We start from the raw sequence: 12,246 nt of genomic DNA, 5'->3' as shown, positions 1-12,246 counted from the left end.
TAACGGAAAGAGTAATTTATGGCTGCAACCAAGCCTGCATTTAACCCACCGGGTAAAAAGGGTGACCTCATTTTCGGCGCGCTGGTAAAACTGGCTGCGCTGATTGTGTTATTGATGCTGGGTGGCATCATCGTTTCCCTGATTGTTTCCTCCTGGCCGAGCATTCAAAAGTTTGGTTTTTCCTTCCTCTGGACCAAAGAGTGGGATGCGCCGAATGACATCTACGGTGCCCTTGTCCCGATTTATGGCACGCTCGTCACCTCCATTATTGCCCTGCTGATTGCGGTTCCTGTCAGTTTTGGTATTGCCCTGTTCCTGACGGAACTGGCACCAAATTGGCTGAAGCGTCCGCTGGGTATTGCGATTGAACTGCTGGCTGCTATCCCGAGTATCGTGTACGGGATGTGGGGTTTGTTCATTTTCGCGCCGTTATTTGCGACTTACTTCCAGGAACCGGTGGGCAACGTGCTCTCCGCTATTCCGTTTGTCGGAGCCCTTTTCTCCGGCCCGGCGTTTGGTATCGGTCTGCTGGCGGCAGGCGTTATCCTCGCTATCATGATTATTCCTTACATCGCCGCAGTGATGCGCGATGTGTTCGAACAAACCCCGGTGATGATGAAAGAGTCGGCCTACGGCATCGGCTGTACCACCTGGGAAGTTATCTGGCGTATCGTTCTGCCGTTCACCAAAAATGGGGTGATTGGCGGCGTCATGCTGGGCTTAGGTCGTGCATTGGGTGAAACCATGGCGGTGACCTTTATCATCGGTAACACCTACCAGCTCGACAGCGCTTCGCTGTACATGCCGGGCAACAGCATTACCTCGGCGCTGGCAAATGAGTTTGCCGAAGCGGAATCCGGCCTTCACGTCGCGGCGCTGATGGAACTGGGTCTGATCCTGTTTGTGATCACCTTTATCGTTCTGGCTATCTCCAGGCTGATGATTAAACGCCTCGCGAAAAACGAGGGGGCACGCTAATGGCTACGCTTGAAATGCAAACCACTCCTGAGCTGATCGAATCCCGCCGCAAAATGCAGGCGCGCCGTCGCATGAAAAACCGCATCGCCCTGACGCTGTCGATGGCGACCATGGCGTTCGGCCTGTTCTGGCTGGTGTGGATCCTGTTTTCGACCGTCACGCGCGGTATCGACGGTATGTCGCTGGCGCTGTTTACCGAAATGACGCCGCCGCCGAACACCGCGGGCGGTGGCCTGGCAAACGCCCTGGCCGGTAGCGGCCTGCTGATCCTCTGGTCGACCGTTATCGGGACGCCGTTGGGGATTATGGCCGGGATTTATCTGGCGGAATATGGCCGCAAATCGTGGGTTGCGGAAGTGATTCGTTTCATCAACGATATCCTGCTTTCCGCGCCGTCTATCGTCGTTGGCCTGTTCGTCTACACCATCGTGGTGGCGAAGATGCAGCACTTCTCCGGCTGGGCGGGCGTGATTGCGCTGGCGCTGCTGCAGGTGCCGATTGTTATTCGTACCACTGAGAACATGCTCAAGCTGGTGCCGGACAATCTGCGTGAAGCGGCATATGCCCTGGGCACGCCGAAGTGGAAAATGATTTCCGCCATCACGCTGAAAGCTTCCATTTCCGGGATCATGACCGGTGTGCTGCTGGCGGTGGCGCGTATCGCCGGTGAAACCGCTCCGCTGTTGTTTACCGCGCTCTCCAACCAGTTCTGGAGCACCGACATGATGCAGCCGATTGCCAACCTGCCGGTGACCATTTTCAAATTTGCCATGAGCCCGTTTGCCGAATGGCAACAGCTGGCCTGGGCCGGGGTGCTGATCATTACCCTGTGCGTCCTGTTGCTGAACATTCTGGCACGCGTCATTTTCGCGAAGCAGAAACACGGTTAAAAACTGCCGGATGGCGGCATAACTGCCTTATCCGGCCTGCAACACCGTAGGCCTGATAAGCGTAGCGCCATCAGGCATGATGAATGATTCATTTTTACAGCGTGGCGGATGCGGCGCTGAATGAGGAAGAGATTGAGATGAGTATGGTTGAGACGACCCCGGGTAAGCTTTCAGTTCGCGATTTGAACTTCTACTACGGCAAGTTCCATGCCCTGAAGAACATCAACCTGGATATCGCCAGGAACCAGGTGACGGCGTTTATCGGTCCGTCGGGTTGTGGTAAATCCACGCTGCTGCGTACGTTCAACAAAATGTTTGAGCTGTACCCGGATCAGCGTGCTGAGGGTGAAATTCTGCTGGATGGCGACAACATTCTGACCAACACTCAGGATATCGCCCTGCTGCGTGCCAGGGTCGGGATGGTGTTCCAGAAGCCGACGCCGTTCCCGATGTCGATTTATGACAACATCGCTTTTGGCGTACGCCTGTTTGAAAAGCTGTCCCGTGCGGACATGGACGAGCGCGTGCAGTGGGCGTTGACCAAGGCCGCATTATGGAACGAAACTAAAGATAAGCTGCATCAGAGCGGGTATTCTCTCTCCGGCGGTCAGCAGCAGCGTCTGTGCATCGCGCGCGGGATTGCGATTCGCCCGGAAGTGTTGCTACTGGATGAGCCCTGTTCAGCGCTGGACCCGATTTCCACAGGGCGTATCGAAGAGCTGATCACTGAGCTGAAACAGGATTACACCGTGGTTATCGTGACCCACAACATGCAGCAGGCGGCGCGTTGCTCCGACCATACCGCGTTTATGTATCTCGGCGAACTGATTGAATTTAGCGATACTGATTCGCTGTTCACCAGGCCTGCGAAGAAACAAACTGAAGACTACATTACTGGCCGCTACGGTTGATCGGAGTTAACCATGGATAATCTTAACCTCAACAAACACATTTCTGGCCAGTTCAACGCAGAGCTGGAGCATATCCGCACTCAGGTGATGACCATGGGCGGGCTGGTGGAGCAGCAGCTTTCTGATGCGATCACCGCCATGCACAACCAGGATCAGGAACTGGCGAAGCGAGTTATCGACGGCGACAAGCAGGTCAACATGATGGAAGTGGCGATTGATGAAGCCTGCGTGCGCATCATCGCTAAACGTCAGCCAACCGCGAGCGATTTGCGTCTGGTAATGGCCATCATCAAAACTATTGCTGAGCTGGAACGTATTGGTGACGTTGCGGACAAAATCTGCCGCACCGCGCTGGAGAAATTCTCCCAGCAGCACCAGCCGTTACTGGTTAGCCTGGAATCGCTGGGCCGCCACACCGTACAGATGCTGCATGACGTGCTGGATGCGTTTGCGCGTATGGATCTTGACGAAGCGGTGCGTATTTACCGCGAAGACAAGAAAGTGGATCAGGAGTATGAAGGCATTGTCCGTCAGCTGATGACCTACATGATGGAAGACTCCCGCACCATTCCAAGCGTGCTGACCGCGCTGTTCTGCGCCCGCTCTATCGAGCGTATCGGTGACCGCTGCCAGAACATCTGCGAATACATCTTCTACTTCGTGAAAGGGCAGGATTTCCGTCATGTTGGCGGCGATGAGCTGGATAAGCTGCTGGCAGGGAAAGACCCGAAAGAGTGATTGATAAAACATAACCCCAATTAATAAATCATTGGGGTTATGTATATTTCAGTACTATTCTGAAAATCGTCACCAAAAAGCATAAAAGCGAAGATAATCACACTCCGTAAACTCACTCATTGATTTCCCCTTCTGTATGCATACACTCCCTATAGTTTAATTTTATTCTCACCGTTAAATGACTGGATTGTTACTGCTTTTGCAGGCAAAACCTGGTTGAGTCAGTCGTTATCTGGCGCAACCGGATTATTTGTTTTCAGAAGAGGTCCTGCTCATCATGATGTTAATCACAAAAGTATTAAACAATAATGTTCTGGTGATTGTGGACCACAATCACTGTGAAAAAGTCGTGATGGGGCGAGGTCTGGGTTTTCAAAAACAGTCTGGTGGCTATGTTGATGCCGGGAAAATTGAAAAAGAATATGTGTTAAGCAGTCATGAACTGACAGGGAAATTAAGTGAGCTGCTTAGTCGAATTCCTCTGGAAGTCATGACTACCTGCGACAAAATTATCTCACTGGCGAAAACCCGGCTGGGAAAACTCCAGGACAGTATCTATATCTCTCTTACCGATCACTGTCAGTTTGCCCTTGAGCGCCATGCTAAGAATATCGCACTGCCCAACGCATTGATCTGGGATATCCAACGGCTGTACCCTAAAGAGTTTCAGTTGGGGGAGGAAGCGTTAGATATTATTGAATGCCGGTTAGGTGTCCGGCTGCCAAAAGATGAAGTGGGTTTTATTGCGATGCATTTTGTGAGTGCACAAATGTCCGGGAGTATGGATATTGTTACCGGGATCTCACAGCTTATGCGCGATATATTACAGTTCATTAAGTTTCATTTTAAACTTGAATATGATGAAAGCAGTTTGAGCTATCAACGGCTAGTGACACACCTTAAATTTTTTTCTTATCGCATTCTCGAATTTAATGCCATTGCCAACGATGATGTTATTTTGCAGCAGGCCGTGAAAAGCCGCTATTTTGATGCATGGCAATGTGCAGAGCGCGTAGCTATTTTTATTGGTTTGCACCACAACCGGAAAGTCACTACTGAAGAAATTATGTTCCTGGCTATCAATATTGAACGTGTCCGAAAGGAGCGTTGAGCCATATTAGTCGGTTAGTGAAGCATTCATCATAAAGGATTGTTACCGCATGACGCGGGCAAAACCTGAAGGAAATTGTCTTAGGCACAGGCAATTTCCCTCAGGTTTTTTTTTGGTCATTGCCGTGGAACGGTTGAGGAAAAGGTATGAAGGAATTAGCCAGAAAAATTGTGGCTGGTGTCGGTGGGCAGGACAATATCATTAGCTTAGTCCACTGTGCGACGCGGCTGCGTTTTAAGCTCAGGGATCAGGACAAGGCGCAGGCGGAAACGTTAAAAAGCACCGCTGGCATTATCATGGTTGTGGAAAGTGGCGGTCAGTTTCAGGTCGTGATTGGAAACCATGTCGCGGATGTCTTCTCTGCTGTGAGGGCGATTACAGGAGGAAGACAAAGCGAGACCCAACAGGGAAAAACGAAAGAGAACTTCTTTAATCAATTTATCGACACCATCTCAGGGATTTTTACCCCTTTTATCGGGCTGATGGCCGCTACAGGGATCTTAAAGGGCATGCTGGCGCTGGCGCTAACGTGTCAGTGGACAACAGAAAACAGTGGAACCTATCTGCTGCTGTTCAGCGCCAGCGATGCGCTGTTCTATTTTTTCCCGATCATTTTAGGCTATACCGCGGGCAAAAAATTTGGCGGTAATCCTTTCATCACCATGGTGATTGGCGGCGCATTGACACACCCGCTGGTTTTGCGTGCCTTTGAACATGCACAAAATCCGGATGCGGCGGTGCTGCATTTTCTCGGTATTCCGATAACCTTCATCAATTACACCTCCTCGGTGATCCCTGTCATTTTTTCCGCCTGGGTCTGCTGTTTCCTCGAGAAAAAACTCAACGCCTGGCTACCCGCAGCGATTAAAAATTTCCTTACGCCCTTACTTTGCCTGGTGATCATCACACCACTCACTTTTCTGGCGGTTGGGCCTTTATCGATGGGGCTAAGCGAATTGCTGGCGCTGGCTTATCAATATCTCTACAGCGCTTCTCCCTGGATTGCTGGCGGTGTAATGGGAGGGATGTGGCAGATTTTCGTGATGTTTGGTCTCCATTGGGGATTGGTACCCTTAATCATCAATAATTTCAGTGTGTTGGGTTACGACACCATGATGCCGCTCTTACTGCCTGCCGTGCTTGCGCAGGCGGGTGCTGCAATGGGGGTATTTCTTTGTGAACGCGATGCACAGAAAAAAGTGGTGGCAGGTTCCGCGGCACTTACAGGGCTTTTTGGCATTACCGAACCGGCCGTTTATGGCGTCAATTTGCCGCGTAAATATCCTTTTGCCATCGCTTGTCTGAGTGGGGCTGTGGGGGGGGTCGTAACCGGGCTAGCGCAGACCAAAATGTACTCCTTTGGCATGCCGAGTATTTTCACGTTCATGCAAACTATTCCTCCCGCCGGGATCGACTCTACGGTGTGGGCCAGTGTGATCGGATGTGCCATTGCGGTGGGGTTTTCGTTCACAGGAACGATGGCATTTCATTTTTTCAAAAAAGAACCTGTGGTTGCGGCCACTATCCCTTTAGTTGAAAACCAGGGGATTAAAGAAATCACGGTATATGCCCCCATCACCGGGACCCTCAAACCCTTATCAGAAACAGCAGATGCGACGTTTGCCAGTGGCTTACTGGGCAAAGGGATTGCCATTGTACCGACCGAAGGAAAAGTGCTTTCGCCCGTGAAGGGCCGAATCGCGTCTTTGTTTGAAACCCGGCATGCCATCGGTATTCAGTCAGACGAAGGTATTGAAGTTCTCATCCATGTGGGCATCGATACGATCAAACTCAAAGGTCAGTATTTCCAGGCACATATCCAGGCCGGTGATGAGGTCGACGTCGGCGCTCTCCTGCTGACTTTTGATATCCCGGCCATTACCGCCGCAGGCTTTGATTTAACAACGCCCGTGTTGATAAGCAACAGCGACGACTTCACGGATGTATTGGTGGTGGGCTACGAGCCTGTAAAAGCCACAGATCGAGTGTTAACCATTATCCCGTAAATCAGATGAGGCAGACCATGATGAAAGCATTTCCTGAAGCATTTCTTTGGGGCGGAGCAACCGCCGCTAACCAGATTGAAGGGGGGTGGCAGAGCGATAATAAGGGGATTTCAACCTCTGACGTTCAGCCCAACGGTGTTATGGGGAAAATGGAGGAGCGTATTCCTGGCAAAGAAAATCTAAAAGATACCGCGATTGATTTTTATCATCGCTACCCCGACGACATAGCGCTGTTTGCTGAAATGGGATTTACCTGCCTGCGCGTCTCGATTGCGTGGACACGAATCTTTCCTTCCGGGGATGAAAGCGAGGCAAACGAATCGGGTTTAGCGTTTTACGATCGGCTGTTTGATGAACTGGCCGCAGCCAATATTCAGCCGCTGGTGACGCTCTCCCACTACGAAATGCCCTATGACCTGGTGAAACGCTACGGCGGATGGGGAAGCCGAAAGGTTATTGAGCACTTTGAGCACTATGCGAAAACGGTGTTTACGCGTTATCAGCACAAGGTCAAATTGTGGCTGACGTTCAACGAAATCAATATGTCCCTGCACGCCCCTTTTACTGGCGTCGGCCTGCCTGAACAGAGTGAAAAAGCCGACATTTATCAGGCGATCCATCACCAGTTGGTGGCAAGCGCGCGAGCGGTTGCGGTCTGTCACGAGATAATCCCTGATGCCAGAATCGGCAATATGTTGTTAGGTGGCCTGGTTTACCCGCTGAGTTGCCATCCTGGCGATATATTGCAGGCTATGCAGGAAAATCGCAGCTGGTTGTTTTTTGGTGATGTTCAGGCGCGTGGTTCGTATCCTGGTTATATGCTGCGTTTTTTCCGCGAGCATAATATTCAGATTGATATGACCGAGCAGGACCAAAAGGATTTATCGCACACTGTCGATTTTATTTCTTTTAGCTATTACCTGACGGGATGCGTTTCGCATGATGAAACCATCAATAATAAAATTCAGGGCAATATTCTCAATATGCTACCGAATCCTCATCTGGAGAGTTCTGAATGGGGCTGGCAAATTGATCCAACGGGATTACGAATCCTGCTTAATGAGCTATGGGATCGTTATCAAAAACCTCTGTTCATTGTGGAAAATGGATTAGGCGCAAAAGACCGGGTTGATGCGAATGGCAAAGTTCATGATGATTATCGAATTCATTATTTGAACGATCATCTGGTACAAGTCCGGGAAGCGATTGAAGATGGCGTTGATATTCTCGGCTATACGAGCTGGGGACCTATTGATCTCGTCAGTGCCTCTCACGCGCAAATGTCTAAACGTTATGGCTACATTTATGTCGACCGTGATGATGATGGCAACGGTTCTTTATCCCGCATTCGTAAAGACAGTTTTTACTGGTATGCCGAAGTGATTCGTACAAGGGGGTTGTCGCTACAACAACTGAAATAATAAAAACCAATCCTGACTATTTTACAAAACCGCATAAGCGCTGATTTATGCGGTCGGGTTTCCTTTATCTTTTAAATACTATAGGGATATTATGTTCAGAAAAAATATCATAACTTCTGCTCTGTTTTTGATGGCGCCGTTTTCTTTTTCTGTGAATGCTGAGCCCATGACGGTGGAACAGCGATTTGAAATGCTGGAAAAAGAGCTCAGGCAAACTCAGCTGGAACTTAAAAAATATAAAGAAGAAGAGAGTAAAAGGAGGTCGTTCTGGGTTCACGAGGCGTCAGCGCAAGTTTCAGCGAAAACCAACGCAACGGAGGCTGCCAGCCAGCCAAAAGCCTCACAGAAACCAGAAGCGCTTGTCGTAAAAAATACAGAAAAAAGTGCTGGCGGTAATGAAGTGGTCTATTCCTCCATGACCCTGAAAGACATCAGCAAGTTTATCAAAGATGAGATTGGCTTTAGCTACAACGGCTATTATCGCTCAGGCTGGGGAACGGCCTCACATGGTTCACCCAAATCCTGGGCCATCGGTTCGCTTGGCCGCCTGGGGAATGAATACTCGGGATGGTTCGATTTGCAGTTCAAACAGCGCGTGTATGACGATGGTGAAAAACGTGTTGATGCTGTCGTCATGCTTGATGGCAACGTTGGGCAGCAGTATTCCACGGGGTGGTTTGGCGATAATGCGAATAACGAGAACTACATGCAGTTCTCTGATCTCTATGTCACCACGAAGGGATTCTTGCCTTTCGCACCCGATGCGGATTTCTGGGTCGGTAAACATGGTGCACCGAAAATTGAAATCCAGATGCTGGACTGGAAAACGCAGCGTACCGATGCCGCGGCGGGCGTGGGCATCGAAAACTGGAAAGTGGGACCGGGTAAATTTGATATCGCCCTGGTGCGCGAAGACGTCGATGACTATGACCGCAGTCTGGAAAACAAACAGCAAATTAATACCAACACCCTTGATATCCGCTACAAAGATATCCCATTGTGGGATAAAGCGTCGCTGATGGTCTCCGGGCGTTATGTCGCCGGTAATGAAAGTTCATCTGAAAAATATAACCAGGATAACAACGGTTATTATCAATGGAAAGATACCTGGATGGTGGGTGCTGCGCTGACGCAGAAATTTGATGCGGGCGGATTCAACGAATTTTCCTTCCTGATGGCAAACAACTCGATTGCCAGTAACTTTGGTCGATATGCCGGTGCCAGCCCGTTCACGACATTTAATGGGCGCTATTATGGCGATCATACTGACGGTACGGCTGTGCGCTTAACCTCTCAGGGTGAAGCGTATGTTGGGGACCACTTTATCGTGGCGAATGCGTTGGTTTATTCTTTTGGGAACGACATCTACAGCTATGAAACCGGCTCGCATTCAGACTTTGAATCCATTCGTGCAGTGGTTCGTCCGGCCTATATCTGGAACAAATATAACCAGACAGGTGTCGAGCTGGGCTACTTTACCCAACAAAATAAAGATGTGAAAGGTGATAAATACAACGAGTCCGGGTTTAAAACGACGTTGTTCCACACCTTTAAAGTGAACACCAGTATGTTGACGTCGCGCCCGGAAATTCGTTTCTACGCCACTTACATTAAAGCGCTGGAAAATGAATTAGATCAGTTTGCCTTTGAAGATGAAAAAGACGATCAGTTTGCGGTTGGTGCGCAAGCTGAGATCTGGTGGTAACCCACTGATAATTTTAAAAAGGACTTAACGATGAATCGTAAAACTGCTTATCTGTCTCTGTTTATAGCCACTATTTTTATGGGTCAACATGCGTTGGCGGCCGCATTACCCGCCAGTCCCGATCCCTCCGTGCCTGTAAACCAGTATGTTTCACGGGTGAATGAAGACAATAGCGTGACTTACCGTTTCTTTGCGCCCGAGGCTAAAAACGTTTCGGTGGTGACGGGTGCCATTCCTGTGCCTGAAGCCGTTCATGCAATGACAAAAGATGCGTCCGGAGTCTGGAGCTGGCGTGGCCCGGTATTGAAACCCAATCTCTATGAATACTATTTCAATGTCGATGGCGTGCGTAGCATTGATACCGGCACGGCGATGACCAAGCCGCAACGCCAGGTGAACACCAGTATGATTCTGGTTCCGGGTAGTCTGCTTGATACCCGAGCCGTGCCTCATGGTGATTTGATTACCCTCACGTACCACTCAAAAGCATTGGCCTCTGAACGTCAGATATTCGTCTGGACGCCGCCGGGATACACCCCGAAAAGCGAAGCCTTGCCCGTGCTCTATTTCTACCATGGCTTTGGCGATACCGGGCGCTCCGCTATCGATCAAGGGCGTATCCCTCAAGTGATGGACAACTTACTGGCTGAAGGAAAAATCAAACCGATGCTGGTCGTCGTGCCTGATACCGAAGCCGATATTCCGGCAGCAATCCCCGAAAATTTTGCGCCTAAAGACCGACGAAAAGCGTTTTATGCGCTGAATGCCAAAGCGGTGGATCGGGAATTGATGAATGACATTATCCCTTTGATCAACAAAAAATTTACTGTGCGAAAAGATGCTGATGGGCGGGCGTTAGCGGGTCTGTCACAAGGGGGCTATCAGGCGCTGGTTTCAGGGATGAATCACCTTGAGAGCTTCGGCTGGTTAGCCACCTTTAGTGGTGTAACCACCACCACGGTTCAGGATAACGGGGTGGCGGCACAGTTTAACAATCCGCAGGCCATCAACCAGCAGCTTCGTAATTTCACCGTTGTGGTTGGCGAAAAGGATGTGGTGACTGGCAAAGATATTGCCGGCCTGAAGGCTGAGTTGGAGCAAAAACATATCCGTTTCGATTACGCTGAATACCCGGATCTTAATCACGAAATGGATGTCTGGCGTCCAGCCTATGCCAGCTTTGTGCAGAAGATATTTAAATAAATCACACTGGGCCAGTTCTCTGGCCCCTTCTTCTTATCAATATTTATAATTTTTATCACATCCACCACCTGACATAATGATAATCACTCATCAACAACATTATTCATATAAGAAGTCAGGTTAAATTATTAGACAAAATAACAGTGTGATGTTTATCTGATTTGGTTTTCTCGCTCAAGGATACGATTAGCAACCATCAACGGACATCATGCCGTTGAGCAAGTGAATGTCTTATTCTAAATGCTATTGCGAGGAAACAACATGAATACGAAGATTATGCCCTTTATCGATGTCACCGTGAATGCCGAATGGTCAGACTGGCAGAATTATCCTAATGGAAGACCAAATCCGTTATATTCGAAAGAGGCTGCAGAATGGGGGGTGGATGGCCTGATTTTTAGCTTTATTACGCTCTCGCCAGGGAAGAAGCCGTGCTGGGCTGGACAAGACAGTATGCCAAAAGAGTGGGCGCTACCATTAGCGAATGAATTAAAAGCGAAAGGCCTTTCTTCCGTTATTTCTTTTGGGGGAGCAGTAAACAGCGATATTTCAACATTCTTTAGTGTGCTGGAATTAGTTGATATCTATCAAGACTTTATTGATATGTATTCAGCCTCCGGTCTGGATTTTGATCTGGAAAATGGCTTATATAATCTGAGTAATATCATGCAGGCATTGGTGACTATTCAGCAAAAAAATCCTGCGCTGACACTTTCTTTTACTCTTCCAACGTTGCCTACAGGATTAACCAGCACGGGTCTGGATATTGTTGAACGAGCAAAACATGCCGGATTAACCTTCATCGTAAATGGTATGGCGATGGATTATTATGATCCAAATTATCGCAATAAGATGGGGGAAGCGGCTGTTGACGCTGCAACCAGTATCGAAGCACAAATGCAATCACTGCATATTACTGGTGGATTCGCTAACGTCGCCATCACCCCAATGATCGGGTTAAATGATGACAACAGTATGTTTGGGTTGAATGATACTGATACCGTCGCGGCATTTGCCCGGGAAAAAGGGATGGGTTTTCTGGCCATGTGGGATTTCAACCGTGATAACCCCTCTTCCTATCAATATGTGGATTTAACCACCAGCAGTAATCCAGCACAAAGAACCCCGGGTGAGTATACCCGCCGCTTTGTTTCTGGGGTGAAAGCGTAATAGCACGCATTAATCCATCCCCACAACGCCAGCATTTGCTGGCGTTGTTGAATTCAGTCGGGTGAATTTTAGGCTGCAAATGATTTATTTGTGAACAAAAGTGGGTTCATTCT

At 49.2% G+C, this 12,246-nt stretch carries 10 protein-coding genes; all 10 read left to right on the top strand.

Annotation, left to right across the window (positions count from 1 at the left end; all coding sequences use genetic code 11):
- Positions 1–18: 18 nt before the first annotated feature.
- The 10 genes from pstC to ACLW56_RS20450 all read left to right on the top strand — a co-directional run bounded on the left by pstC (position 19) and on the right by ACLW56_RS20450 (position 12,133).
- Entirely contained in the window at positions 19–978 is a 960-nt protein-coding gene (pstC, locus tag ACLW56_RS20495) for a phosphate ABC transporter permease PstC (RefSeq protein ID WP_330985547.1), read from the top strand.
- Positions 978–1,868 carry a phosphate ABC transporter permease PstA gene (gene pstA, locus ACLW56_RS20490; protein ID WP_330985546.1) on the top strand — a complete coding sequence of 297 codons (891 nt, stop codon included), beginning with the start codon at positions 978–980 and terminating at the stop codon, positions 1,866–1,868. The genes pstC and pstA overlap by 1 nt, the downstream gene beginning before the upstream one ends.
- A 137-nt stretch (positions 1,869–2,005) precedes the next feature.
- Positions 2,006–2,779, top strand: a complete 774-nt coding sequence (gene pstB, locus ACLW56_RS20485) for a phosphate ABC transporter ATP-binding protein PstB (protein WP_330985575.1) — start codon at positions 2,006–2,008, stop codon at positions 2,777–2,779.
- Positions 2,780–2,791: 12 nt separating this feature from the next.
- Entirely contained in the window at positions 2,792–3,517 is a 726-nt protein-coding gene (gene phoU / locus ACLW56_RS20480) for a phosphate signaling complex protein PhoU (RefSeq protein ID WP_097162475.1), read from the top strand.
- A gap of 274 nt (positions 3,518–3,791) precedes the next feature.
- The gene (gene bglG, locus ACLW56_RS20475) at positions 3,792–4,628 is read left to right on the top strand and encodes a transcriptional antiterminator BglG (protein WP_330985574.1); all 837 of its coding nucleotides are present in this window, start codon (positions 3,792–3,794) and stop codon (positions 4,626–4,628) included.
- A 146-nt stretch (positions 4,629–4,774) separates the two neighbouring features.
- On the top strand, positions 4,775–6,634 hold the full coding sequence (bglF, locus tag ACLW56_RS20470) for a PTS beta-glucoside transporter subunit IIABC (RefSeq protein WP_330985545.1): 1,860 nt from the start codon (positions 4,775–4,777) through the stop codon (positions 6,632–6,634).
- Positions 6,635–6,654: 20 nt separating this feature from the next.
- The gene (locus ACLW56_RS20465) at positions 6,655–8,055 is read left to right on the top strand and encodes a glycoside hydrolase family 1 protein (RefSeq protein ID WP_330985573.1); all 1,401 of its coding nucleotides are present in this window, start codon (positions 6,655–6,657) and stop codon (positions 8,053–8,055) included.
- 91 nt (positions 8,056–8,146) lie between these two features.
- Entirely contained in the window at positions 8,147–9,760 is a 1,614-nt protein-coding gene (locus ACLW56_RS20460; protein WP_330985544.1) for a carbohydrate porin, read from the top strand.
- Positions 9,761–9,790: 30 nt separating this feature from the next.
- Complete coding sequence (locus ACLW56_RS20455) at positions 9,791–10,963, top strand: esterase family protein (RefSeq protein WP_330985543.1); 1,173 nt, start codon at positions 9,791–9,793, stop codon at positions 10,961–10,963.
- Positions 10,964–11,224: 261 nt separating this feature from the next.
- Positions 11,225–12,133: a chitinase gene (locus ACLW56_RS20450; protein WP_330985542.1), complete on the top strand. Its 909-nt coding sequence runs from the start codon at positions 11,225–11,227 to the stop codon at positions 12,131–12,133.
- Positions 12,134–12,246: the final 113 nt, after the last annotated feature.

This window comes from Pantoea sp. sgz302252, from assembly GCF_047713085.1.
Taxonomy (GTDB): domain Bacteria; phylum Pseudomonadota; class Gammaproteobacteria; order Enterobacterales; family Enterobacteriaceae; genus Scandinavium.
The sequence above is the reverse complement of the archived record's forward strand: the minus strand, read 5'-3'. Positions and strand labels throughout refer to the sequence as shown.

Bases quoted from the DNA above. Each gene is read 5' to 3' on its own strand.
- pstC (WP_330985547.1), top strand. From the start codon at position 19: ATGGCTGCAACCAAGCCTGCATTTAACCCACCGGGTAAAAAGGGTGAC.
- pstA (WP_330985546.1), top strand. From the start codon at position 978: ATGGCTACGCTTGAAATGCAAACCACTCCTGAGCTGATCGAATCCCGC.
- pstB (WP_330985575.1), top strand. From the start codon at position 2,006: ATGAGTATGGTTGAGACGACCCCGGGTAAGCTTTCAGTTCGCGATTTG.
- phoU (WP_097162475.1), top strand. From the start codon at position 2,792: ATGGATAATCTTAACCTCAACAAACACATTTCTGGCCAGTTCAACGCA.
- bglF (WP_330985545.1), top strand. From the start codon at position 4,775: ATGAAGGAATTAGCCAGAAAAATTGTGGCTGGTGTCGGTGGGCAGGAC.
- ACLW56_RS20465 (WP_330985573.1), top strand. From the start codon at position 6,655: ATGAAAGCATTTCCTGAAGCATTTCTTTGGGGCGGAGCAACCGCCGCT.
- ACLW56_RS20460 (WP_330985544.1), top strand. From the start codon at position 8,147: ATGTTCAGAAAAAATATCATAACTTCTGCTCTGTTTTTGATGGCGCCG.
- ACLW56_RS20455 (WP_330985543.1), top strand. From the start codon at position 9,791: ATGAATCGTAAAACTGCTTATCTGTCTCTGTTTATAGCCACTATTTTT.
- ACLW56_RS20450 (WP_330985542.1), top strand. From the start codon at position 11,225: ATGAATACGAAGATTATGCCCTTTATCGATGTCACCGTGAATGCCGAA.